26 protein-coding genes and 1 pseudogene are annotated in these 22,718 nt (G+C 41.4%); 22 read left to right on the top strand and 5 right to left on the bottom strand.

Going from position 1 to position 22,718, the window contains the following annotated elements; translation table 11 throughout:
• Nucleotides 1-30 precede the first annotated feature (30 nt).
• Nucleotides 31-729, bottom strand: a complete 699-nt coding sequence (locus AB0756_RS24255) for a carbonic anhydrase (RefSeq protein WP_038078996.1) — start codon at nucleotides 727-729, stop codon at nucleotides 31-33.
• A 1,097-nt stretch (nucleotides 730-1,826) separates the two neighbouring features.
• On the opposite strand from AB0756_RS24255, the gene cysE reads away from it, so the two are divergent.
• The 7 genes from cysE (at nucleotide 1,827) to dps (ending at nucleotide 6,395) form a co-directional block, all read left to right on the top strand.
• Nucleotides 1,827-2,594, top strand: a complete 768-nt coding sequence (gene cysE / locus AB0756_RS24250; RefSeq protein WP_038078994.1) for a serine O-acetyltransferase — start codon at nucleotides 1,827-1,829, stop codon at nucleotides 2,592-2,594.
• A gap of 2 nt (nucleotides 2,595-2,596) precedes the next feature.
• A complete protein-coding gene (locus tag AB0756_RS24245; RefSeq protein ID WP_050045213.1) occupies nucleotides 2,597-2,842 on the top strand; it encodes an Asr1405/Asl0597 family protein in 246 nt (81 codons plus the stop codon).
• A gap of 53 nt (nucleotides 2,843-2,895) precedes the next feature.
• Entirely contained in the window at nucleotides 2,896-3,105 is a 210-nt protein-coding gene (locus AB0756_RS24240; protein ID WP_038078992.1) for a DUF2949 domain-containing protein, read from the top strand.
• Between the two features lie 365 nt (nucleotides 3,106-3,470).
• Nucleotides 3,471-4,607 carry a homocitrate synthase gene (nifV, locus tag AB0756_RS24235; protein WP_038078990.1) on the top strand — a complete coding sequence of 379 codons (1,137 nt, stop codon included), beginning with the start codon at nucleotides 3,471-3,473 and terminating at the stop codon, nucleotides 4,605-4,607.
• A complete protein-coding gene (locus tag AB0756_RS24230; protein WP_038078988.1) occupies nucleotides 4,594-4,887 on the top strand; it encodes a nitrogen fixation protein NifZ in 294 nt (97 codons plus the stop codon). Before nifV ends, AB0756_RS24230 begins: the two co-directional genes overlap by 14 nt.
• A 52-nt stretch (nucleotides 4,888-4,939) precedes the next feature.
• On the top strand, nucleotides 4,940-5,143 hold the full coding sequence (nifT, locus tag AB0756_RS24225) for a putative nitrogen fixation protein NifT (RefSeq protein WP_038078986.1): 204 nt from the start codon (nucleotides 4,940-4,942) through the stop codon (nucleotides 5,141-5,143).
• Nucleotides 5,144-5,822: 679 nt separating this feature from the next.
• Complete coding sequence (dps, locus tag AB0756_RS24220) at nucleotides 5,823-6,395, top strand: DNA starvation/stationary phase protection protein Dps (protein WP_038078982.1); 573 nt, start codon at nucleotides 5,823-5,825, stop codon at nucleotides 6,393-6,395.
• A gap of 267 nt (nucleotides 6,396-6,662) precedes the next feature.
• Here dps and AB0756_RS24215 read toward each other — a convergent pair whose 3' ends face one another.
• Nucleotides 6,663-6,842 (bottom strand): hypothetical protein, encoded by a 180-nt coding sequence (locus AB0756_RS24215; RefSeq protein WP_050045212.1) that lies wholly within the window; start codon nucleotides 6,840-6,842, stop codon nucleotides 6,663-6,665.
• A gap of 162 nt (nucleotides 6,843-7,004) precedes the next feature.
• On the opposite strand from AB0756_RS24215, the gene AB0756_RS24210 reads away from it, so the two are divergent.
• The 3 genes from AB0756_RS24210 (at nucleotide 7,005) to AB0756_RS24200 (ending at nucleotide 8,275) form a co-directional block, all read left to right on the top strand.
• A complete protein-coding gene (locus AB0756_RS24210) occupies nucleotides 7,005-7,565 on the top strand; it encodes a MerR family transcriptional regulator (protein WP_237265936.1) in 561 nt (186 codons plus the stop codon).
• Nucleotides 7,566-7,727: 162 nt separating this feature from the next.
• Nucleotides 7,728-7,868, top strand: coding sequence for an SDR family oxidoreductase (locus AB0756_RS24205; protein ID WP_082051594.1), 141 nt, complete (start codon nucleotides 7,728-7,730; stop codon nucleotides 7,866-7,868).
• A gap of 101 nt (nucleotides 7,869-7,969) precedes the next feature.
• Nucleotides 7,970-8,275: a putative quinol monooxygenase gene (locus tag AB0756_RS24200; protein ID WP_038078976.1), complete on the top strand. Its 306-nt coding sequence runs from the start codon at nucleotides 7,970-7,972 to the stop codon at nucleotides 8,273-8,275.
• Between the two features lie 295 nt (nucleotides 8,276-8,570).
• Here AB0756_RS24200 and AB0756_RS24195 read toward each other — a convergent pair whose 3' ends face one another.
• The gene (locus tag AB0756_RS24195) at nucleotides 8,571-8,894 is read right to left on the bottom strand and encodes a hypothetical protein (RefSeq protein ID WP_038078974.1); all 324 of its coding nucleotides are present in this window, start codon (nucleotides 8,892-8,894) and stop codon (nucleotides 8,571-8,573) included.
• Nucleotides 8,895-9,017: 123 nt separating this feature from the next.
• The gene (locus tag AB0756_RS24190) at nucleotides 9,018-9,284 is read right to left on the bottom strand and encodes a hypothetical protein (RefSeq protein WP_038078972.1); all 267 of its coding nucleotides are present in this window, start codon (nucleotides 9,282-9,284) and stop codon (nucleotides 9,018-9,020) included.
• A 283-nt stretch (nucleotides 9,285-9,567) separates the two neighbouring features.
• Between AB0756_RS24190 and AB0756_RS24185 the strand changes: the two genes are divergently transcribed.
• The 12 genes and pseudogenes from AB0756_RS24185 to AB0756_RS24130 all read left to right on the top strand — a co-directional run bounded on the left by AB0756_RS24185 (nucleotide 9,568) and on the right by AB0756_RS24130 (nucleotide 20,451).
• A complete protein-coding gene (locus AB0756_RS24185) occupies nucleotides 9,568-10,284 on the top strand; it encodes a pirin family protein (protein WP_038078970.1) in 717 nt (238 codons plus the stop codon).
• Between the two features lie 145 nt (nucleotides 10,285-10,429).
• Nucleotides 10,430-13,096, top strand: a complete 2,667-nt coding sequence (locus AB0756_RS24180) for a CHAT domain-containing protein (protein WP_082051593.1) — start codon at nucleotides 10,430-10,432, stop codon at nucleotides 13,094-13,096.
• A 193-nt stretch (nucleotides 13,097-13,289) separates the two neighbouring features.
• A complete protein-coding gene (locus AB0756_RS24175) occupies nucleotides 13,290-13,595 on the top strand; it encodes a P-II family nitrogen regulator (RefSeq protein ID WP_038078967.1) in 306 nt (101 codons plus the stop codon).
• Nucleotides 13,596-13,597: 2 nt separating this feature from the next.
• Nucleotides 13,598-13,856 (top strand): annotated as a pseudogene (gene nifH, locus AB0756_RS24170) (nitrogenase reductase); the annotation flags it as partial.
• 280 nt (nucleotides 13,857-14,136) lie between these two features.
• Nucleotides 14,137-14,436, top strand: coding sequence for an RNA recognition motif domain-containing protein (locus AB0756_RS24165; protein ID WP_038078962.1), 300 nt, complete (start codon nucleotides 14,137-14,139; stop codon nucleotides 14,434-14,436).
• A 651-nt stretch (nucleotides 14,437-15,087) separates the two neighbouring features.
• On the top strand, nucleotides 15,088-15,369 hold the full coding sequence (locus tag AB0756_RS24160) for a type II toxin-antitoxin system TacA family antitoxin (RefSeq protein ID WP_038078960.1): 282 nt from the start codon (nucleotides 15,088-15,090) through the stop codon (nucleotides 15,367-15,369).
• Nucleotides 15,370-15,855, top strand: coding sequence for a GNAT family N-acetyltransferase (locus AB0756_RS24155; protein ID WP_038078957.1), 486 nt, complete (start codon nucleotides 15,370-15,372; stop codon nucleotides 15,853-15,855).
• A 139-nt stretch (nucleotides 15,856-15,994) separates the two neighbouring features.
• Nucleotides 15,995-16,141 (top strand): BREX system ATP-binding domain-containing protein, encoded by a 147-nt coding sequence (locus AB0756_RS24150; RefSeq protein WP_237265937.1) that lies wholly within the window; start codon nucleotides 15,995-15,997, stop codon nucleotides 16,139-16,141.
• Between the two features lie 2 nt (nucleotides 16,142-16,143).
• Nucleotides 16,144-16,383, top strand: coding sequence for a hypothetical protein (locus tag AB0756_RS24145; RefSeq protein ID WP_038078953.1), 240 nt, complete (start codon nucleotides 16,144-16,146; stop codon nucleotides 16,381-16,383).
• Nucleotides 16,384-16,535: 152 nt separating this feature from the next.
• Nucleotides 16,536-16,670 carry a hypothetical protein gene (locus tag AB0756_RS24140; RefSeq protein ID WP_272899759.1) on the top strand — a complete coding sequence of 45 codons (135 nt, stop codon included), beginning with the start codon at nucleotides 16,536-16,538 and terminating at the stop codon, nucleotides 16,668-16,670.
• A 63-nt stretch (nucleotides 16,671-16,733) separates the two neighbouring features.
• Nucleotides 16,734-17,492, top strand: a complete 759-nt coding sequence (locus tag AB0756_RS24135; RefSeq protein ID WP_038078951.1) for a DUF928 domain-containing protein — start codon at nucleotides 16,734-16,736, stop codon at nucleotides 17,490-17,492.
• 19 nt (nucleotides 17,493-17,511) lie between these two features.
• Nucleotides 17,512-20,451: a beta strand repeat-containing protein gene (locus tag AB0756_RS24130; RefSeq protein WP_038078949.1), complete on the top strand. Its 2,940-nt coding sequence runs from the start codon at nucleotides 17,512-17,514 to the stop codon at nucleotides 20,449-20,451.
• On the opposite strand, the gene AB0756_RS24125 is transcribed toward AB0756_RS24130, so the two are convergent.
• The gene (locus AB0756_RS24125; RefSeq protein ID WP_038078948.1) at nucleotides 20,427-22,649 is read right to left on the bottom strand and encodes a CHASE2 domain-containing protein; all 2,223 of its coding nucleotides are present in this window, start codon (nucleotides 22,647-22,649) and stop codon (nucleotides 20,427-20,429) included. The two genes, AB0756_RS24130 and AB0756_RS24125, sit on opposite strands and share 25 nt — an antisense overlap.
• Nucleotides 22,650-22,718: the final 69 nt, after the last annotated feature.

Raw genomic sequence — 22,718 nt, 5'->3', positions numbered from 1 at the left:
CAAAGAGATCTACCTTGAGTGCATGAAATACTACTTCAGTAGGCTGACACGACCAGTATCTAGATCGTAATAACCACCCACCATAATGAGTTTTTTCTCAAGAATTAATTGCGAGAGCAGTGGAGATGTTTTCAACTTTTCTATTTGTGTTGCAATGTTGGCTTTACAGGCATTTTCTAATTTGTCTCCCGGTAGATTTTTGGCTGATTCTATACCTGGTTTAATAGCAGCCAGTAAAGTAGCAATTTGACCGGGAACTGGGGTACCTTTGAGTGTGGCTTCTACCGCACCACATCTTTTATGCCCCAGCACCATAATGACTTTTGAACCTAATACTACACTGCCAAATTCCAGACTGCCAGTTTCTTCTGGCGTAGCAATATTACCAGCTACACGACATACAAATAAATCCCCAAATCCTTGGTCAAAGATAATCTCCGAAGGAACCCGTGAATCGGCACAACCGAGAATAGAAGCAAACGGTTTCTGACCTTTGGCAACTTCTACTAGACGTGCAGAAGTTTGATTGGGGTTTTTTCGTTTTCTTGTAACAAATCGTTCATTTCCTTCTATAAGGAGTTGCAGGGCTTGCTCGGGAGTAACATCATCTTTGGCAACTGCTTTTTGCGGAAAAACTAAATCAGAGCCTACTCCTGCTGTTACGACTCCCGTACCTACTACTCCTGCACCTAACTTCAGTAAATTTCTTCTGGAGACTATTCTTTTCATTGTCTTCTCTCTACGGATTAATCTGCCCATCTTCAAAAAATTGCAGCAAAACAAGACGCAGTTGTCAATGAACAACTGTTCCTTTCAAGCATTGTTATTATGGAAACTAAGACAAATTCATTTTTGCTTAATCTTATTAGGAATAGATTAGCCTTTATGGGTATCACAAGGAAATATATTGGCTAGATAATTAAACAATGGTTACTCTAATAAATTCTTATGCTTTAATTATCTGATGATATATATTAGTTTAAATCTATGATCGTTGACAGAAGATAGCTCGACAATAATTATATTCTTTATGGTAAATATAAAGATTTGTTAAAATAATTGGACATATTGTTAGAAGCGGATAGTAAATCTTAAGCAATACGGTTGGTGTTTGTAGTATTCGATACTGATATATGATCCTAACCTGCCATCACAAGGCAAGAGGAGAGAGTCTAACTAAACCTTTTTATCTTATGATGTGCGATACTCCGACTCATGAAAAGCAATCGGGATAGTTAAGCTGTCGTGCATATAATTTGCAGATTCTCAAACTAGGGAAAAATGAGTCAAACCCTCACCCTCTCGGTCAACATGAGAAAATTAAAGTCAGCACAGCTTAGCACCTACTTGACGAGCGGTTTCTCAAACAGTATCTATATGCACAGACAGATTGCTATCGAATAAATAAAGAGGGGCTTGTCTTTTTTCAGGGAAAAGAATAAAATAATAAAAAGTAATAGGGTATACAGAATCTCTACATTTAACGCCTACTTGACTCTTGTCTGAGTTCAAGTGAGTTTTTATTAATTTATGCAAATTTATCTTGCCTCAAAGCAATGTAAGCCTACAGGTAAGCGGGTTTATATCGAGTACAGAAATACTTATTCCCCTCCCCCATAAATACTAGTCCCCCCGCCCTGAAAATACTAGTCCCCCTACCCCAACAACAATTTTAAGGCTTTATGGGGCGCGGGTTTGAGGCGAGTGAGTACAACCTTAATCAATCCAATAAATACAATCAGCATCGACGGGACAAGCATTTTTAGAGCCATCTGGTATAAGCAGAAAACATAACCGCATACGGCTCTTTTCACCAAACAGTACCGATGCAACAGTCCCTCGAGCATATCCAAAATTCCAAATCTACAAAAATGCCGGTATTTGCCACTGTCAACTTACTCAGAGCAATCTGGACTGGCATTTTTTTTGAACCACTCTTAACGGATTTTCGCATCATATTTGAGCGAGACCCAGCCGCACGGAACTGGTTAGAAGTGCTTTTTTGCTACCCTGGGTTTCATGCACTTTGCTTGCATCGTATTGCCCACTGGCTACACCGTCAGAAAGTGACTTTTCTCCCCCGCTTTATTTCTTATTTGGGGCGATTTTTTACTGGAATTGAAATTCATCCTGGAGCAGAAATAGGCAAAGGTGTATTTATCGACCACGGTGTGGGAGTTGTCATTGGCGAAACTGCCATAGTTGGAGACTATAGTTTGATTTACCAAGGCGTCACCCTTGGAGGAACAGGCAAAGAAAGCGGTAAGCGCCATCCTACTTTAGGTAAAAACGTTGTTGTAGGCGCTGGGGCAAAGGTCTTGGGCAATATTCGTATTGAAGATCGCGTCCGTATAGGTGCGGGTTCGGTTGTTTTGCGGGATGTCCCTTCAGATTCTACTGTTGTAGGAATTCCAGGTCGTATTATTTCCCACAAGCAAGAAAAACCCCTTTCTCCCTTAGAGCATGGCAAGCTACCCGATCTAGAAGCTCGCATGATTCGCTCATTGGTAGAGCGTATTGAGCAACTCGAACAAAGGCTGCAAACCTTTCACTCATCAGCAAAGGAAAAAGAATTGGTAACTAAGGAACATTAATTATGTTGCAACCTTGTAGAGAGCAAAATTCTTTCGAGCATATTCTTCAGATTCCTGTATGCGATCGCTGGCGAATCTATCACCGCTTGCAAGAATTGATGATTCCCTGTTGGTGTCTTCCTGATGGTTCTCTGCGAGTACAAATTGATGGATGTCTGACAGCATGTCTCGTTCGCAGTACTGTCTTGCAATTGGTAGCAACTCGTCAAGAATTAATTGATTGGTTGGAGCAATGCTGGGAGGCTTAAATGATTGGGGTATGGGTGTGTTGCTGATAAATTCAAGCGTGTGAGATTGAGTTATGAATCATTACAGTAATACACAATTCATCAATTTTTTACAAAAGGAGCTTTTACTAACTGCGGGCGATATTGCGATCGCACTGAAAAAACATGAGTTAAATAACGAACCATTAACGATGCTGCTCTGGCAGTATGGATTAGTTGATATAGAACAGTTAGAACGTATTTTGGATTGGTTGGAAGACCAACCAGTGACTGACTATTGGTAACCAAATTTGTTCTAACCAAATGTGGATTGGTTGAAAAACTACCAATAAATGATTTCTCATTGCAAATTGTAGTGAGAATAACTGCAAGTGAGCCAACAAAACGATTAAAAAAGAGAGAGGTCTATTATGATTTCAAGTTTAATTGCTGGATTGAGCTTATTAATTTTATCAGGAGTTGCTAATACCTATATTAGCTATTTGCTGTTTGGTGAAGAAAAAGCACCAACAGATAAAAAGAATGTGTAATTTATTATGCTTGTACATTACATATTTATGAGAGTAGTTAGTAGCCAATAGCCATTAACAACTAACAACTAACAACTAACAACTAACAACTAACATTCTCACCTATAGGTTTTCAACTCATGAATCAAATTCTAATTAATGACACCACCTTGCGCGATGGCGAACAAGCCGCTGGAGTCGCTTTTAACTTACAAGAGAAAGCCGCGATCGCACAATTTCTGGACGCCATTGGCGTTCACGAGATAGAAGTTGGCATTCCTGCAATGGGAGAGGAAGAAACCCGAGCAATATCGGCTATTCGCAACTTAGATTTGCAAGCCAAACTTTTAGGTTGGAACCGTGCTGTCATATCAGATATTGAAGCATCTATAGCTTGTGGATTGAAGCGAGTACACATTTCCGTACCTGTATCCGGAATTCAAATTACTGCAAAATTTCAAGGTCAGTGGCGGGTTACACTACAACAACTTAGAGATAGCATTAGCTTCGCCGTTGATAAAGGGCTTTGGGTAGCTGTTGGAGGAGAAGACTCTTCGCGATCTGACGAGAGTTTTCTCCTAGATGTCGCCAACTATGCCCAAGAATGGGGTGCATCGCGATTTCGCTTTTGCGACACTGTTGGCATTCTTGACCCCTTCACCACTTACTACAAAGTGAAACGGTTGGTCACAGCATTATCAATTCCTGTAGAAATACACACCCACAATGACTTTGGGTTGGCTACCGCCAATGCTCTTGCAGGAATTAAAGCTGGAGCCACATCCGTAAATACAACTGTTAACGGACTTGGTGAAAGGGCTGGAAATGCAGCATTAGAAGAAGTTGTCATGTCTCTCAAACGCATCTACGGCGTCAATTTAGGCATTGACACTCCTCGTTTATTAGAACTATCCCGACTTGTTGCTCGAGCATCAGGCTCTAGCGTACCGCCTTGGAAAGCAATTGTCGGTGAAAATACCTTTGCTCATGAAGCAGGTATCCACGCTCACGGCGTATTGCAAAACCCCTCCACTTATGAACCTTTTGCTCCAGAAGAGGTAGGGTGGGAACGGCGATTGGTTGTGGGCAAACATTCTGGCAGACACTTAGTATCGAACGTTTTGCAGCAACACGGTATCTTCTTAAACTCAGAAGAAACCAAATCTGTATTAGAAGCAGTGCGGCAAGAGTCAGTCGAGAAAAAACGCAGCTTAACGGTGCAAGAACTGTTGAATTTAGCAAAAGAGCAACAGAGGTACTCTCATGCAATTGGATGAACTAGAACTAGGTCTAGAACCAGTCTTTGAGATAGGAGATAAAGTCCGACTTCGCAAATTAATCAAAAACGATGGCACTTTTCCCGGACTAGAAATAGGAACAGTCCTCGCCAAGAAAGGAGATATTGGCTATGTCGTCAGCGTAGGAACTTTCTTACAAAGATCCTACATTTATGCCGTTCATTTTCTTCAAACTACGGGGTATGTCGTAGGTTGTCGCAAAGGTGAACTAGAACTTGTTGAGGAAAGCCAAGAAAACGCCTCTCCTGACGGGGAATGAGAACGATTGATTATAGTACATCCATAATACCACTAGAAAGCGGGAAAAATACATGAAAGTCATGCTGCGTCAAAATACTGCTGGAAATTTAGTTGTTTACGTTGCCAAGAAAGATTTAGAGGAAGAAGTTGTCAAGCAAACAGAAGGAGCAGACGGCAAGATTTTCACTCTCGCAAATGGCTGGGAACTCTCATTTCCTAATTTGCCAGACCCACTCAAGTTACCTCAAACTGTAGAAGCTAAGCGAATTGCGTAAACTGTCACTTGTCCTTTGTCATTTGTCATGAGTAGTGGTAAATGACTGAGGACTTAGGACGCGAATAATTAAGTTAAATCCTGAATATTGAATATTCAGGATGTTTTGAATGAGCAATTAAACATTGATTCTTGCAATTCACAAGCAAATTTAACGTTTCCAATACATTCTGGTCAATTAATACTTCATCACCCACAAATAAAGCAGCTTCTCTTGTCTGTCTTCCTTCAAGTTGAATAATGATAAGCCCAGTTAAGCTAGCCTCTCCTTACATCTTGCACCAAGGTATTAATACTGAATTTTTATGTACTCAATAAACATATGTTTTTATCAATAACACCAAAAATCGGAATTTATAGCCTGCGAAGCGCCCTCTTCGTTTGTATAGCCTCACCCAACGAGAGTGTAGGTGCAAGATATAAGTCTCCCTGCCTACCATCAGGGTACTAAATTTAGTCTTCAGAGGGCTTTAACTGACTTTAGCTATAAGCTTAACTTTTAGCTTATAGCTACCCATGCTATAAAGCATATATTTTATCTATATATTATACAATATCTAATTAAGAATCATTATAAGTCTTTTGGATAAAAATCCATCTATCAGGAGAAGGTTTCCGAAATCAGACAAATATTTGTAAACTGAGTGGTGTCACGCTGATGAAAGAAACAAACACTTACCATGACTGACAACAAACTTGCATCACGCCTTTATCCTACCCGTATTGATATTCCCGCAGACGCACGCTCCAAGATAGTTGCAATTCTCAACCAAACTCTAGCAGCCACTTCAGATTTAAAATCTCAAACAAAACAAGCACACTGGAATGTCAAAGGGACTGACTTCTATCAATTGCACGAATTATTTGATGAAATTGCAGGTGAGTTAGAAGAATTTATCGATCTAGTTGCTGAACGTATTACTGCTTTGGGTGGTTATGCTTGCGGAACTGTACGCATGGCAGCTGCAAGTTCTATTTTGCCAGAGTATCCTACAGAGATTATCGCTGGAATGGAGCACGTTACTGCTTTGGCGGATCGCTTTGGACCTTATGCCAAGCATTTGCGTGAAGCGATCGACAAAACCAACGATTTAGGCGATGCTGACACCGCTGACCTGTACACCGAAGTTTCTCGCACTATCGACAAGCGCCTCTGGTTCCTTGATGCTCATTTACAAGCAGCTGCAAATAATTCTGGAAATGGTGCTCCAGCTACTGCTCAAAATCTGGACAGAACTGCTGCTAGAGTATGAAGTGTAAAGAATGAAGGATAAAGTTATTTCCCAATTTTTTATCTCTCTGTGCTGCTGTAGTTTAATAAATTCTTTTTTAAGCGCAGAGGCGCAGAGGAAAGAGAGCTTTTTTGTCTAAAAATTTAGTTCATTTTTACAAGGCTAGGTGGGCAATACCCACCTTTTCTGTTTTTTGAGGTCTTACTCCCTTTGCAACTTTAATACGATGTTTTGATAATACCTAGCTGGATGCCTAAGCCCTGTGATTGCAGCGCAGAATTATACGATTTAGCCTCTTCCAGTCTTAACAGTACCATCGGGCATGATGGTGTTATTAAAGAAAGCGTCTTTGGCATTGAAACACCACGAAGCGCCACTCAAATCAACTCCACTCAAATCACTAATTTCAAAATCTCTCTCCCGAGCAGCATATCTTTCCAACAATTCTTCAACTTCCAACCTTGGCAAAAATTCTTTGCTTTACTCTCAATCTATGATTCATACAACAATTATCCTTGAATCACGTAGTATAAAAGATTAGGCACGAGCGTTCCTCCAATCGGATGATTTTCCACCATTTGATTCAGCAGGGCTTGACTTAGAGTGCGCTCTAAGTTCTAAGGTGAAACTATGTTTCTCTCGGTGAGTCCCATGCAAACCCTGACGATTCAACAGGTTGCCCAGCAAACGGGCTTAACGGTTCACACACTGCGGTACTACGAACGCAATGGCTTACTGGAGCCAGTCGATCGCGCTAGCAGTGGGCATCGTCGCTATTCGGCACAAGACATTGCCCGCATCGAGTTTCTGACTCGCCTGCGGGCAACCGGAATGCCAATTCGGCAGATGCAGGAATTTGCCCGACTGTTTCGAGAGCGACCAGAGGCAATTGGCTCCCGCCGCAAGCTGCTAGAAGCCCACGAGCAACAGGTACAGGCACACATTCAAGAACTGAGGAGCAACCTGGAAATGATTCAGTGGAAGATTGGCTATTACAAGGGATTGGAAGCCCGTCACCAGACGGATGCAACCGATTCCTATTCAGAAGCAAACGAACGCCAGAAATGTCTGGCGGCAGGACGAGCTTTTATGTTGGAACGCGCTCTCCAACAGGTAGATGTTGAAGCAGAAGTTGAACCTCAATCCAACGAAGCGTCTGGTTCCTTGCATGAGAGCAAATTTCAATCATAACGCTGAATGTTCTTTTTACTCTAGAGCTACAGCGTTCAACTTCACCTATTGAGTGTGGTCTGTAAACGGCATACCTCACTGGTTAGCATTGCGCTGAAATTAACCTTCACAACAATGGAGAATTCACAATGAATTTGCAAAACAAAGTCGCTTTGGTGACAGGTGGAAGTTCGGGGATTGGGCGAATCAGAAGAAGTGGCAGAAGCGGTAGTCTGGCTTTGCTCCGATGCTGCGTCTTACATCACAGGACAGACGATCGCTGTTGATGGCGGCTTTGCCATGCCTGGTTTTCGCGGTTCTTGAATCGGCTAAAAGCAAGACCTGACAGAAATAACTAACTAATACTGAAATACAAAGCGCAAAGGTTGGCAAGAATTGGTTCATTACACACATTAGGAGAAACTATGAATGACTCTCTACTGACGATCGTTGCTCGTATTAAAGCAAAACCTGGAATGGAAGACCGAATGCGGCAAGACTTACTGGGTTTACTTGCGACCACTCGTGCAGAGTCGGGTTGCATCACCTTTGACTTATTGAAAGACATAAATGAGCCAACGGTTTTTGTGCTGTACGAAAACTGGAAAGATCGGGCAGCTCTCGATGCTCACTTTGAGCAGCCTTACGTGAAACAGGTTTTGCAAGCTTATGAGGAGACGTTGGCGGAACCGATCGAAGTTTTGTCTCTGAGAAAAATTGAACCATCATGACTGCGATTTGTGGGAATGGTAAATATTCCTTAATTTGGACAGTTTTATCGCCCCAGTTTCCATAAAGCCAAAAGTAATGCTGGCTAGAGATTACAGATTATTTGCAGTTTTAAAGGCATGAGTTTTTATACTGATGCCGATCTGCATAGAGGTAGCTTGACGTTTGGTAAATACTAGCATTTAATCTATCCTGAGTTGACTTTCTGCCAAAACTGGATGCTCCCGAGGTAATCAAGCTAGACTGGGTAAATCCTTGTAGCGTTGAAACCACTCTTCCAAATAGTTGGGGTATTTTTTATTCCCATCCTTTTTTCTGGCATTTATATTTCTTATCCCGTATTTTTACATTTTTACAAAAATCTTCAGTAGTTCGACATTCCCTTTGAGTTGCAGCAGGTAGGTTATCTCCACCAAATCTAAATACTTGGTCACAAAAACGCTTACTTTTTATTTCAGGTGGTTCTGTTAATTTATCAGTAATGTGTACTTTAATAGAAGCGGAATAATATGGATATATAATAATTATGTTTAAACTTAATAATACAACTATTAATATCCGTTCCCAAGGAGAAAGCTTTGTTGCTTTAATCCTTTTTTCTATTTTTGATAAAAAATTCATGTAATAACAAAGAGATAAAGTATTTTAAATTGCTTCAAGAACCAGAGTTTTCACGGGATGCTCTAAAAAGCCAAGTTATAAATAGGGAATAGCCGACTGAGATACTATCCATTCCATAAATGGTTAATTATTGCAAACAGGAAGCTCATCCAATAGATTCAAGACAATAGTTCCGTTGACTTCATCAACAGATTTATTAAAGAAAAATTTCAAACACCAATTGGTATCAAAAAATTTTAATTTTTGGATGTATATTTTTACATTTATGTTTTCTTGATTTTCTACTTCTTGTCCTTTCACTAACTCTAAGTAACTATCTTTAATAGTTTCGTAGATTGCATCAAAAAGCTTGTCTGGAAAACTTTTAACAGTGGGAAGTCCAACTAGCATACTGACTTAACTTTTATACAACGCTATCATTCTGGCACAAGTTTTTGAAAATGGGTCGCGTCCCGAAGACCTGAGCAACCAAGCACTCGGTTTTAGAGGTAAGAAGAGAGTAGTATCTTTTTGGTAAGTACGGCACTTTGAAGTGCGTACTTTTCATTTTAAATATACATATCTTAAGATAAAGATAGTTAAAAAAGAGTTGCCAGAAGACTGGTTGTAATGCTTGCTTATTCAAGAAAGTTGCCTACATTAATTGTAAATTTTTAAGCGGAGGAAAAAACTTATGGCTGTTAATTCTAAAACACATCTCATTCACGATCGCAACGCACGCGGTCAAAGCAAAACAGGCTGGTTGGATAGCCGTCACACATTTTCCTTTGGTAGTTTTTACGATCCCAGTCGCATGGGCTTTCGTTCTTTAAGAGTGATTAATGACGATCGCGTTGTTCCCGGTGCAGGTTTTCCAACCCACGGACACAAAGATATGGAAATCCTCACCTATGTTTTGGAAGGAGCGGTAGAGCATAAAGATAGTTTGGGTAATGGCTCAGTCATACGTCCGGGTGACGCGCAAATTATGAGCGCCGGTACTGGTATTCTGCACAGCGAGTATAATCCTTCTGAAACAGAGCCAGTCCATTTTCTCCAAATTTGGATTATTCCTAACAAACAAGGGTTGCAACCAAGATACGAACAAAAAAGTTTTCCGATTGAAGAAAAACGCGGAAAGCTGCGTTTGATTGGTGCAAAAGATGGACGTGATGGTGCAGTGACTATTTACCAAGATGTTGATTTATACACATCTGTTCTAGATGCTGGTGATGTTATCAACTATCACGTTCAACCCAATCGTTATGCTTGGTTGCACTTGGCTCAAGGCGTAGCAACGTTGAACGGAGAAGAACTCCGAGCAGGCGATGGAGTACAAATTAACGGAGAGGAAAAACTCGAAATTAGTACAGATGTAGGCGCAGAAATCTTGCTCTTCGATCTGGGCTAATGTATCCGGTTGAGAGAGTCTATCTATCTTACACAACTCAATTTTCTCCTATAGGACGGGCAAAATGCCCGTCCTAACTTTATAATCGTGCTAACGGAACTGCATTGCGTTATAACAGAAGGATTAATAGTAATCTATATTATCAATGAAATATGTAATTATACGTAAACTCAAAAGATTTTGGAAAGCCGATCGACAACTGATAAGAGTTAGGAATGATTTACTGCAAACAAAACGCCTCCGGTATTTGATATTAGGGATTTTAGCTATACTGAGCCTCATGTTAACTCAAGGCAATTTATTCTTTGGAATCCAAATACCAAAAACTTTAGCAGCCACACCAGATCGACTTGATGTTTCACGATCGCCTACTGCATTAGTAGCAGTTGGAAAACAACACTATCAGAATGGAGAATTTGCCTTAGCGATCGCCAAATGGCAGCAAGGACAACAAGCGTTTGCCATCTCAGGCGACAATCTCAACCAAGCAGCCGTATTAAGTAACTTGGCATTAGCTTACCAGCAGTTAGGTCAATGGAAGCAAGCTTACGAATCGATAGAACAGAGTCTCAGCATCCTGCAAAATACAAAATTTTCTCAAGCCAAGTCTTTACTGGCAGCTGCGCTCCTTATTCAAGGAAGTTTACAATTATCACAGGGTCAGGCACAACAAGCTCTTACGACTTGGGAAAACGCGGCTGTTATCTACAAACAAACAGAAGATAAAGCAGGGTTGAGTCGTTGCTTGCTCAATCAAACTCTAGCCTTACGAGCGTTAGGGCTTTACCCGCGTGCTAGGAAGATACTAGAACAGGTGAATCAAACTTTGCATTCTGAAGCTGACTTGCAACTGAAATTTGCGAGCTTGCTGAATTTAGGCGAGACTCTACGAGTCATGGGAGAATTAGAAACCTCTCAGGAAGCACTGCAACAAGCTTTGACAATAGCACAAAAACTCAACTTGAAAGCGGATATGGCTGTGGTGTGGATGAACTTGGGTAACAATGCGCGATCGCAAAAATTGCCAGACAAAGCGTTCCAATACTACCAACAAGCCATAGCCGCATCACCATCAGCAACAATCAAACTGCAAGCACAGCTCGATCGACTGCATCTGCTTGTAGAAACTGAAAAATGGCAAGATGCACGAACACTTATAGAGGAAATTCAACCGCAACTTGAAAATTTTTTACCAGCCAACCGCCTATCCATTTATGCTAGGGTCAATTTTGCCCAAAGCCTAATGAAAACTTGTCAAAACCATACTTCTCGTTGTACAAATCAAATTCTAGCAGCTAAAATTTTGGCGATCGCTGCCCGACAAGCTGAAGATATCTCTGACTACCGGGCTGCTTCTTATGCTTTGGGTTCTTTAGGCGAAATTTACGAACAAACACAACAGTGGTCTGAGGCACAAAAGTTAACTGAAAAAGCACTCCTGCTGGCACAAAGCAGCCATGCTTCCGATATTGCCTATCGCTGGCATTGGCAGAACGGACGACTGCTTAAGGTTCAAGGAGAGTATCAAAAAGCAATATTGGCCTACAATGAAGCAGTAAATACCTTAAGTCTTATTCGCAACGATTTAGTTGCAAGCAATCTAGATCTACAGTTTTCTTTTCGGGAAAGTGTCGAACCAGTGTATCGAGAGTTAGCCCAGTTATTATTGCAACCATCGCCTACTCAAACGGAGGTCAGTCAAGAAAACCTCAAACAAGCTCGCAAGGCGATTGAATCTCTCCAGTTAGCAGAATTAGATAATTATTTTCGAGAAGCTTGTTTGAACGGTACTCCGGTACAAATCGATCGATTGGATTCGCAAGCAGCCGTTATTTATCCAATTATATTATCCGACCGACTAGAGGTGGTGCTGTCATTACCAAATCAATCCCTACGTCATTATGCCACAGCCATTCCTCAAACCCAACTTGAAACACGGATAGACGAAATGCTGCGATCGCTGCGACGGACTTCTCTCAAACGAGAACGACTCAAAATATCGCAAGAATTTTACGATCTCCTCATCCGACCCGCACAAAATGATTTAAAAACAAATAACATCAAAACTCTTGCATTTGTTCTTGATGGAGCCATGAAAAACTTGCCAATGGCTGCACTCTATGACGGAAAACAATATTTGATAGAACAATACAGGTTGGCATTAAGTCCGGGATTGCAACTATTTGTACCTTCTGCAAAAGAACATCATCAGCTTAAGATCTTGGTTGGGGGATTGAGTGAATCTCGGCAAGGATTTATACCTCTACCTGGTGTAGAAAGCGAAGTCAAGCAAATTAAATCGGAAATTCCATCCCAAGTACTTTTTAATCAAGCTTTTACCAGCACTACTTTCGCACAACAAATTGGAAATAACCCTTTTCCGGTCGTGCATCTGGCAACTCACGGTCAGTTTAGTTCCAACGCCAAAGACACTTTTGTCTTGACTTGGGATAACCGTATCAATGTTAAACAATTAGGAGACTTATTACAGAAGCGTGAAGGCGACAGCCATACACCCATCGAATTGTTAGTTTTAAGCGCCTGTCAAACAGCTCAAGGTGATAAACGTGCTGCTTTGGGATTAGCTGGAGTCGCCATACGTTCTGGCGCACGCAGCACTCTGGCAAGTCTTTGGTCGGTAGACGACCGCTCTACCTCCGTATTTATGGCGGAGTTTTACAAACAACTGTCACATACTGGAGTTTCTAAAGCAGAAGCTGTGCGTCGCGCCCAACTGCAATTATTAAAACAACAAGAATTTCAACACCCTTTTTATTGGGCACCTTTTGTTTTAGTAGGTAATTGGTTGTAAAGTTTGCCAGCAAATCGTACTGAGGTTTGAATTTACATTACCACTTTAGATCGGAGCAAACTTTATATTCTAAGATGGGCTCATCGATCGACCATTTAGAAGACGAATCTCATCTTAGGGGTACAAGTTGTAACACCTATTTTATGAAAAACTTAAGCTATAGAAGCTAAAAACCTATTCTCTGGAGTTCTCCATGTCAAATTTAGACTCTCCTCTCGAATCCGCCGTCTTAATTACCATTATTGGGGAAACAGTGCTGAAAGACCGGATTGTTAAGCTACTGAAAAACTACAGTGTAAGTGGTTACACTATTAGTCAAGTTCAGGGTGAGGGCGGACACGGAAGACGCGTGTCAGACTTACCAGGCTACAACACTAATATTGAAATCAAGACCATTGTTTCCTTAGAAGTCTCTGATGCTATCCTTTCGGCTCTTAAAGAAGAGCAGGGTAAGCATGCGTTGATTGCTTTCCGACACAATGTAGAAGCTTTCTATTAATTAACCTCGTACAGCATACCGAGCTAAGCCGGATGACTGTGAACGAGTATGCACTTGACAGCAATCACAGTAACGAATATCGGACATTGGCTACAAAGAGCGTCAACAACAGCAACAATCTTAGAGTTCCTACACCTATTGAGATGGATGAGTTAGAAGAGTTGTTGATTGAAGTCGGTATCCAAAGAAAGTGAGGAAAATGCTGCAAAGTTGATTGGTCAGCAATCGGCTGAAGCTAAAGTAAAAAGTGTTATCAAGTAAGTAATTATTTAGGGTGGGTAGCAGCCCACCCTAAAGCATTTGCCTCAACCTTAATCCCCCAGTCAACATCTATACTTAGCTCTTAATTGTTTGCATAACTTTATATAAAGATTTTCTTGTTACTTCTGCGTAAATTTTTCTACTGTGCCACAATCGGAAATGAGAGTTAATTCGGTTAACAGCTTTTGTTTTTAGTATTAACAGGCTTTTTGTTTTTGGTATTAGCAAACTTTTCTCCGAAACTTAAATCTCCACACATTTATGATTTCGGAGACAGTGTATGTCAGTTTACGTAGGCAATCTTTCTTATGAAGTTACGGAAGAAAGTCTGAATGCTGTGTTTGCAGAATATGGTTCTGTCAAGCGAGTTCAGCTACCTACAGATCGTGAAACAGGTCGTTTACGCGGCTTTGGTTTTGTAGAAATGGGTACAGACGCTGAAGAAACAGCTGCTATTGATGCACTTAATGGTGCAGAGTGGATGGGACGCGATCTCAAAGTGAATAAGGCTAAGCCCAGAGAAGAAAGAGGTTCTTTTGGTGGGAATCGGGGGAACAGCAGTTTCCGCAACCGCTACTAAGCTTTGTAAATTTAGCTCCAAGAGCTAACAACTCCCGAAGCACTTGGCAATTACCGAAGGAATTCATCAATCTATCAGAGTAACGAACGTGAAAATAGATTTTAAATTTTCTTTGGTAGAAAGTGTGGAAGAGTGTTAGTTTCATTAAGTAGTGGCTCAGGCAAAAATGCTTGAGCCTTTTTCATATATCCAATATTCGTTTTTCTTGAAGTTTGATGATAATTCCTTAAGAACATTCGCGGCTTAAAACAAGCTTTTATCTACCTTGACTTTCTCTAATGGAAACACCCGAGCCATTAAGCCGGGGTGAGAAGAAGAAGCCCAAATATTGAGAAGAGTTGTTAATAGGGGTTATTCTAGCAAGCGTGTTACCAGGGGCAAGTAGTACAAAAACTCAGTTTGTAGTATGACAAAACATGGCTACAACCTTTATTCTTTCGTTCCACCCTTGTGGTAACTTTGGGCAGATGAGCGTGAGCTAGGTCTAGATGATTTCATAGGAAACGATATCTGAAAAGTATATGTAGCAATACTTTCAGTCTATCTGGCCTCTCATAACACGCTTGCTAGAATAACCCCTAATACTATAATAAAGATACACATTGTGTATCTGGCAGTCCCATGCTAGGGTACAAGACAAAGGAGGACATTATGCAGCCCCAGAGCAACCCCGATATTCCTACTTGTGCCGTCAATCTGCGTATCCGTAAGGATGTGCGGACGCTTATTGACCGAGCAGCAAAAGCGCAAAGCAAATCACGTTCGGACTTTATGATTGATGCTGCGCGGCGAGCGGCGGAAGATACGCTGCTTGACCAGACCTTTGTGCGAGTGGACGAAGAAACCTATCAGCATTTTCTGAATGTTCTGGATAGCCCGCCCTGCAATGAAGGGTTTGAACGCTTGATGAATGTTAAGAAGCCGTGGGGATAGATGACCCTTCAAGCCCCTGTACCTCTTGCGGATATTCACGTATTGGATGACTTTGATTGCGGAGTTGCCAGCCTAAATGACTGGTTAAAGCGCCGCGCTGTTGCCAATCAGAAGAACAATGCATCACGTACCTATGTTGTAACGGATGGGGAAAAAGTGATTGCTTACTATTGCCTTTCCTCTGGCGCATTGGCGCTCTCACACGCGCCATCGCCTATAAGACGTAATATGCCCGACCCCATACCCGTAGCCATTCTTGGAAGGCTTGGAGTAGATACCTCATGGAAAGGGCAGGGGTTAGGCGCGGCGTTACTACAGGATGCGGTGCTGCGTACAATGCAGGCGGCAGAGATACTAGGCATTCGTGGAATAGTAGTACATGCCATATCGGAAGAAGCTAAGCAATTCTACCAGCATTACGGGTTTTCTCCTTCGCCCACGCAACCCATGACGCTTATTCTATCTATCAAGAAAGTCATAATATAATCTCAAAATCAGCGCTTGTAAAAAATGTATTTTTACGCTTCATAATGCGCTGATGTTGTTTTCAGCTTACTACCTGCCCCTTTCCTTATCCCGAACGCAGGTTATAAAAGTAAACGTATTAGTATTAATTAAAAAAACTATGGCAATCAGCAAACGAGATATTGAGCATATCTTTGAGCGTCTTCGTTCTGGTGTTGTTCCAGAACGAGGTTTGGAAGCCTTTGCTGTTGGTATTGACAAACAGCGAACGGAAATTCACCGTCAATTCCAAAAATCCTATAAATAACCATGAATGTACAACTTGTAAACTCCGTGGTAGAAATGGTACTAAACCTCTCCCCCGAAGAGCAAAAACTTTTTCAAGAAAAGCTTAGTAATAAGCATTTAACGTTACGAACCAGTAAGCCTCAAACACCAGGAGAGAGATTATTGCTTTGGCAGGAATGGATAGATACAGCACCAAAAAGCTCTGCAAACCTTTCTGATGAAGCTCTAAGGCGAGAAAATATCTACGATGATGAAGTATGACCGATTATCTATTAGTTTAATTCTTATTCTTAGAGAAAAATTTATTTCTATACTTAGATATGTTGACAAAATTGCCTTGATTTTAACTTATTACCATTGCATTCACACCCAATGGCTGATTCTTGCCCTAATGTGTTACTTCCAAAGCATTTTTGGGAAATATAAGGCTGGCTCTTAGGGAGCATCCCAAATTAGAAACAACACCAGGAGATGTTCGCGATCGCAGTGATACAAACAAAGCCTACCTGCACGGGCTTCTATTTAGTCCTTGCCTTGCGGTGAGTTGAGAGCTGATAGCGTATAGCTTTTAGTCAATATTTACTCCATACAAACTGTAACAAAAAAATTTTATGATCGGTACAAAGAACATCCGCTTATTGCTTCTATCACTCTCAACAGCGTTACTATTACAATCGAGTGTCATTTTGAATGGCATAACTCCTGCCTTTGCTTTAAAGGTAAAATTTGAACCGCCTAAGAGCGAACCAGCACCAAAAATTACCATTGGTGGTGGGAGGCGCGATAATGGTACTTGCGATGGACAAAGCAATACAACGAATAGCCGTATGACTGGTGCTAATACGGCAGAAAAACTGACTGCGTTGTTACCTTCAACACATTTAGGTTTAACACTAACGAGCCATCCTACCTTTCTTGTTTATGTACCAAAAACTTCTGCTAAAGTCTTAGAATTTACTCTTGAAGATGAAGCAGGTGAGGGAATTTATCAGACTAAAATTAACCTCAAAGGCGTTCCAGGTATTGTTAGCTTTAGTTTACCTAAAACAGAACCAGCACTGGAAGTAGGCAAAGATTACCGATGGGTTGTATCAATTATTTGTCAGCAAACAGGACCAACAAACCCATTTATCGAAGGTTTGGTGCGTCGATCGCCTGTGAATGCAACACTCACAAATCGCATCAATAAAGCAAAACCACTCGAGCAAATTGTCCTTTACAGTCAATCCGGTTACTGGTTTGAAGCACTGACAAATTTAGCCAATCTGAGGCTTTCCCAACCCCAAAATCGTGAAATTAAAACAGCTTGGAACGAGTTGTTGGAATCAGTTGATTTAAATGCGATCGCAAACGCACCCCTACAAAAATAAAGCCCCACTCCTCCTGTCTATGAATCAATCCATACCCCTATGTTGGCTTGCTAGTCGTTTCACTGTTGGCTGTTTCCTGGGGGTGCAATTTCTTACACCCCTACTGCTTGACCCCGTATCCGCGCAAATTATTCCCGATAAGACCTTACCTGTTAATTCTCTAGTTAGCCCCGGATGCAGTATCTGCACCATAGAAGGCGGTACAATTCAGGGCAAAAATCTATTTCATAGCTTTCAAGAATTTTCCTTAGCTACAGGAAGCGAAGCATTTTTCAAAAATGATTCTACTATTGAGAATATCTTCACGCGGGTGACGGGGAACGCCGCTTCTTACATCAATGGGCTTATCCGCACCTCAGGTAAAGCCAATTTATTTTTGATTAATCCTAACGGGATCTTTTTCGGTAAAGATGCTCGGCTTGATGTTGGGGGGTCATTCATTGGCTCAACGGCAAACAGTATTGTCTTTTCAGACAACATAACTTTTAGTACGATACCAAATCAAAATACACCTTTATTGAGTGTTAACGTTCCTATTGGGTTGCAGTATGGTGTGTCTCCTGCTGCTATTCAAGTACAGCAAGCCAATTTAGAAGTAAAGCCAGGTCAAATTTTAGCGTTAGTGGGAGGAGATCTTTCCATAGAAAGCAGTCAATTAAAAGCATTTGGGGGAAACGTTGAATTAGGCAGTTTATCGGGTGCGGGAAGAGTTAACTTAAATGGATTAGAAGCATTTAGCTTTCCAGTAGCGGTAGAACGTGGGGATATTTCAATAGATGGGTCGTTCGTTGATGTCATGGCTTCTGGGAAAGGAAATATTAGCATTAACGCTCGAAATCTTGAGATGGTCAACACTCAGTTGCAAGCTGGAATCCGAGAACAACATGGCCATCCAGGTGCTGTCGCTGGGGATATTCAAATAAATCTCACAGGCAATACCTTGCTAACTCAAAGTAGTGAGATTATCAACGAATTGCAAAATAACTCGACTGGTACTGGAGGCAATATTAACTTAAAAACTGAAAATCTGACGGTAGAAGATTCGCAGATATCAGTCCAAACCAGCAGTTCTGGAAATGCAGGAAATTTAAATGTCAAGGCGACACAATTAAATGTTGCATCTTCGCAAAGTCAAACAATTTCCTCAGTTTCAAGTGTTCGTCAATTACTATCCCCAACTACGGATCAAAAGATCGGTTTATTTTCCTTTGTCTTTAAACAAGCTACAGGAAACGGTGGTGATGTCAGTATTGAAGCAAAGGACGTCAATCTTAACGGTAAATCTCTTGTAGCAAGCGATACCGCAGGTGCAGGGAGTGGTGGCATTACCACCATTAAAACCGAACGCTTAAGCTTAAATAATCAGGCGACAATCTCTGCGAGTACGGGAGGTTCTGGCAATGCAGGGGAATTAAGAATCGAAGCAACCGAGTCAATTGAAGTTGGTAATGCTTCTGAGGGTCGTTCTGCTGGCTTAGCAACAATTGCTAAATTTGGAGCTACGGGTAGTGGCGGTCACATGACTATAAAAACCCAACGCTTGAGTTTACAAGGTGGGGGAATTTTATCTGCTGATAGCTTTGGTGATGGAAATGGAGGAAGTATTACTATTGAAGCAACAGATCGGGTGGAATTAAGTGGGATGAATGGTACAGGCATTCCCAGCGGTATATTTGCGGCTATTCGGGGTGGAAAAGGAAATGGCGGTAGTTTGTCAATCGAAACAGGGCGTTTGATACTCCAGAATGGAGGAGTTATTGACGTTGGGACAGAGGGAGCAGGAAATGGTGGTAGTATTGCCATTCACGCTACAGAATTGGTAGAACTCAGCCGTACAACTGACAGTGGCTTCAGCCGCATAATTGCTCAAACTAATGAAACCGCAACAGGAAGAGGGGGAGATATTTTCATTGAAACCTCACGTTTGACTGTTAATAATGGTAACCAAATCTCAGCAGCGACTTTTGGGATGGGTGAAGGAGGGAGTTTGTTTGTTCGAGCTAAGGACTTGATAGAGCTATCAGGAACAAGTGAAATCGATAATACTCGGTTTGGAATACAGCCACTCATTACAGATAGTTCGGGAAAGAAATTTCCTAGCGGACTTTTTGCGAGTTCTCCTGGCTATGGAAATGCTGATACTCTAACAATTGAAACCGGTCAATTAATTGTTCGCGATGAAGCACAAGTCTCTGCAAGCAGCCAACAAAAAGGCGCTGCAGGTAATTTAAATATCCTAGCTGATAAAATCTATCTCGATAACGGTATCCTTAGCGCCGAAACGGTAGAGGGAGAACGAGCAAATATTTTCCTGGCATCGTCAAATATTTTATTGCGTCACGGTAGCCGCATTACCACTAATGCCACTCAGGATGCCACAGGAGGCAATATCAATATCAATACAGATACTTTAGTAGCCGCAGAAAACAGCGATATCACTGCTAACTCTCAAGCCAGTTTTGGCGGTAAGGTAATTGTTAATGCTCAAGGTATCATAGGGAGCAAGTTTCGCGAACAACTAACACCTGAAAACGATATTACCGCAACGTCTTCCTTGGGTTATGAATTTAGTGGTGTGGTGGATATTAATACTTTAGCAATCGATCCTAATTCCGGATTGATTCAACTACCTGCAAATTTTACTGAAGCCAGTCATCAAATTACAACCCAATGTACTGCACAAAAAGGTAATTATTTTGCGATCGTAGGACGTGGTGGATTACCACAAAGTCCTAATGAACCATTTACAGGAACAACAACACTGGTAGATTTAGTTGAATTGATTTCTGCATCTGAGAAGAAACAAGTGTCTGAATCGCCTGCATCTACCACAAATAATGCCAATCCAGAAATAGTAGAAGCTCAAGGATGGGTTGTTGATGGGAAAGGTCAAGTCACTTTGGTCAGTCAAATAGCTAGCGAGCCCGTTTTCCCTCAAATGAATTGTCGATCGCTCTGACACAACTGTTTAAAATAAACAGCAATTTCTGTAGGTGTAGCGGTAAAGCGAATACCAAAATTTGTTTGGTTGTCGTTTGCAACTTTGACCACCTTAGCGTACACATCTAGCTTGTTTAATTTTTCATCTTCAGCAAGCAGTTGTATTTGAAGGTTGCTGAGAATTTGCACGGGCTGTTTTGTCCGCAATTGGGCACTGCTTGCAGATAATTGTACCAAACTACCTTGGAACACTTCATCTGAAAGATGTTTGCCTTCCATCACTCGATATTGTATGGGAATTTCCATTGTTAAAAGGGTTAAATTTTCTGTAGTATCGTGCAAAGCGAGTTTGTACTGACCGCCAATACCGCCAATATCGTAGATCGTAATGGGTTCGGCAAAACCTTTGGGTTGTACTTGAAGTTGTCCGGCGATCTGGATAATTTCTCCTACTGCATCTAAAGTTTCTTGAGAAACGAGGATTTGCCCTCCAACAGTATAGGTTTCAATTCGGGAAGCCAGATTAACGTTGCTACCCATAATAGTGTATTTGGCACGTTGGTGAGAGCCGATATTACCAGCAAGGACTTCTCCTGTATGAATACCAATACCCATCTCTAAAGGAAGTAAATCCATACCGACCAATCGTTGATTGATATCATCCATTGCTAATTGCATCTCAATGGCACAAGCAACAGCTAGTTGGGCATTATCTTCAAGATCGATAGGTGCGCCAAACATGACAAAAATGCCATCGCCCATAAAATCATTAATCGTACCTTTGTAACGGTTGATAACATCAGTCATTACCCCTAAATACAGATTGATAATTTCCACCACTTTTTCTGGCGGTACTCGTTCGGAGATGGCAGAAAAACCTCGGAGATCGGAAATTAAAATTGTGACATCCCGCTTTTCGCCTCCCAACTTTAAACCACCTGGGGTTTCTAATAACGTAGAGACAACTTCATCGGTCAGATAGCGATTAAAAGTTTGCCGCATGGCAGCAGTATTTCGGGCTATATAGGCAGTAATAGTAAATCCAGAGCCTACTAAAGCTAACAAGCCAGGGACTATTGGTAACCACCATGCCGTGCAAAAAGCGACATAACAACCACCTGTGAGCACAAGACTGAGTAGCAAGATGTTGAGATTAGCAGCGGGTACACGGCTGTTGCGTTGATAGCGCTGCGTCCAAGCGATACTTGCTCCCGCAATAGCCCAGATACCAATCCACAAACATTCTTGGGTTTCAGACCAAACTTTTATTAAAGGACGACCTTCTAAAGCAGCGCTTATTATCTGACTGGCAAGATCGGCATGAACGATCGCTCCCGCACTTCTAAAGGTCGCTTGACTGTGAGCGCTGGCGCTATAAGGTGTATAAAAAAAGTCACCGCTGCTTTCTGCAGTTACCCCAATTAAGACAATGCGATCGCGAGCAAAATTCTTGGGTATATTTCCAGCTAACACATCACTGATGGAAACAGTCAGAAAACCTTGTTGTATATTGCGAAAATTGGATATTATTTGATATCCTCCAGTATCGGCACCGACATAGCCACCATCATGTTTTTTAAAAGGCACAAATACTGCTTTACCTAACTTCATTTTATTTGTTTCTGGCTGTAGGTAAATTCCTTGCGCTTCCAAATACATTAAAGCCAAATGTGCTCCCAAGCTTAAGATAGTATCGCCCTTAGCATTTTTTACAGACAACAAACTGCGGCGCAGTTTACCGTCTTTATCCACAACCAAATCATTGGCACTCACTTGTTCTGCATTCAAAGCAGGAGGTGGATCGATTTCAGAACCAGAATAGTCACTGACTACTTTACGAATACCAATCAATGTGGGTGTACTTTGAAAAACTTTCACGAGTTCTTGATAACCCGGTTCTACTGGTAAATCCCGGTAAATATCAAGCCCAATGGCACGAGGTTGCTGTTGTTTTAAAATCGATATTGCTTTTGCAAGTTGAGCGTCGGGGATGGGCCATCGCAATTTACGGATATCTTTCTCATTGACTTCTACAATTACAATCCGCGAATCTCTTGGTTCAATTGGACGCAGTTGAAAAAATCTATCTAGCGCTGCTAACTCCAAAGATTGCAAACAGCCAAGATAGCGCAAACCAATTATTATCGCTGCGATCGCCGGAGCGGTCATCAAAGCACCACGATGTTGCCATAAAAGTTTTTTAAGACTTGTCCGCATAAGCTGGCATTCTTCAGCAATCCAAAATGGTATGAGTTGTTAGATAACCTTAGCCCTATCAAATCTCGA

Origin of the sequence: Tolypothrix campylonemoides VB511288_2 (assembly GCF_045999855.1) — a bacterium.
Classification (GTDB): domain Bacteria; phylum Cyanobacteriota; class Cyanobacteriia; order Cyanobacteriales; family Nostocaceae; genus Scytonema; species Scytonema bouteillei_A.
The sequence above is the reverse complement of the archived record's forward strand: the minus strand, read 5'-3'. Positions and strand labels throughout refer to the sequence as shown.

What these genes read in the sequence shown, in the direction of transcription:
- AB0756_RS24125 (WP_038078948.1), bottom strand. Translation starts at nt 22,649, where the DNA reads ATGCGGACAAGTCTTAAAAAACTTTTATGGCAACATCGTGGTGCTTTG.
- AB0756_RS24180 (WP_082051593.1), top strand. Translation starts at nt 10,430, where the DNA reads ATGAAATATGTAATTATACGTAAACTCAAAAGATTTTGGAAAGCCGAT.
- AB0756_RS24135 (WP_038078951.1), top strand. Translation starts at nt 16,734, where the DNA reads ATGATCGGTACAAAGAACATCCGCTTATTGCTTCTATCACTCTCAACA.
- AB0756_RS24145 (WP_038078953.1), top strand. Translation starts at nt 16,144, where the DNA reads ATGAATGTACAACTTGTAAACTCCGTGGTAGAAATGGTACTAAACCTC.
- dps (WP_038078982.1), top strand. Translation starts at nt 5,823, where the DNA reads ATGACTGACAACAAACTTGCATCACGCCTTTATCCTACCCGTATTGAT.
- AB0756_RS24150 (WP_237265937.1), top strand. Translation starts at nt 15,995, where the DNA reads ATGGCAATCAGCAAACGAGATATTGAGCATATCTTTGAGCGTCTTCGT.
- nifT (WP_038078986.1), top strand. Translation starts at nt 4,940, where the DNA reads ATGAAAGTCATGCTGCGTCAAAATACTGCTGGAAATTTAGTTGTTTAC.
- AB0756_RS24245 (WP_050045213.1), top strand. Translation starts at nt 2,597, where the DNA reads ATGTTGCAACCTTGTAGAGAGCAAAATTCTTTCGAGCATATTCTTCAG.
- AB0756_RS24240 (WP_038078992.1), top strand. Translation starts at nt 2,896, where the DNA reads ATGAATCATTACAGTAATACACAATTCATCAATTTTTTACAAAAGGAG.
- AB0756_RS24255 (WP_038078996.1), bottom strand. Translation starts at nt 729, where the DNA reads ATGAAAAGAATAGTCTCCAGAAGAAATTTACTGAAGTTAGGTGCAGGA.
- AB0756_RS24190 (WP_038078972.1), bottom strand. Translation starts at nt 9,284, where the DNA reads ATGCTAGTTGGACTTCCCACTGTTAAAAGTTTTCCAGACAAGCTTTTT.
- AB0756_RS24185 (WP_038078970.1), top strand. Translation starts at nt 9,568, where the DNA reads ATGGCTGTTAATTCTAAAACACATCTCATTCACGATCGCAACGCACGC.
- nifV (WP_038078990.1), top strand. Translation starts at nt 3,471, where the DNA reads ATGAATCAAATTCTAATTAATGACACCACCTTGCGCGATGGCGAACAA.
- AB0756_RS24165 (WP_038078962.1), top strand. Translation starts at nt 14,137, where the DNA reads ATGTCAGTTTACGTAGGCAATCTTTCTTATGAAGTTACGGAAGAAAGT.
- cysE (WP_038078994.1), top strand. Translation starts at nt 1,827, where the DNA reads ATGCAACAGTCCCTCGAGCATATCCAAAATTCCAAATCTACAAAAATG.
- AB0756_RS24200 (WP_038078976.1), top strand. Translation starts at nt 7,970, where the DNA reads ATGAATGACTCTCTACTGACGATCGTTGCTCGTATTAAAGCAAAACCT.
- AB0756_RS24230 (WP_038078988.1), top strand. Translation starts at nt 4,594, where the DNA reads ATGCAATTGGATGAACTAGAACTAGGTCTAGAACCAGTCTTTGAGATA.
- AB0756_RS24195 (WP_038078974.1), bottom strand. Translation starts at nt 8,894, where the DNA reads ATGAATTTTTTATCAAAAATAGAAAAAAGGATTAAAGCAACAAAGCTT.
- AB0756_RS24155 (WP_038078957.1), top strand. Translation starts at nt 15,370, where the DNA reads ATGACCCTTCAAGCCCCTGTACCTCTTGCGGATATTCACGTATTGGAT.
- AB0756_RS24175 (WP_038078967.1), top strand. Translation starts at nt 13,290, where the DNA reads ATGTCAAATTTAGACTCTCCTCTCGAATCCGCCGTCTTAATTACCATT.
- AB0756_RS24130 (WP_038078949.1), top strand. Translation starts at nt 17,512, where the DNA reads ATGAATCAATCCATACCCCTATGTTGGCTTGCTAGTCGTTTCACTGTT.
- AB0756_RS24210 (WP_237265936.1), top strand. Translation starts at nt 7,005, where the DNA reads ATGTTTCTCTCGGTGAGTCCCATGCAAACCCTGACGATTCAACAGGTT.
- AB0756_RS24160 (WP_038078960.1), top strand. Translation starts at nt 15,088, where the DNA reads ATGCAGCCCCAGAGCAACCCCGATATTCCTACTTGTGCCGTCAATCTG.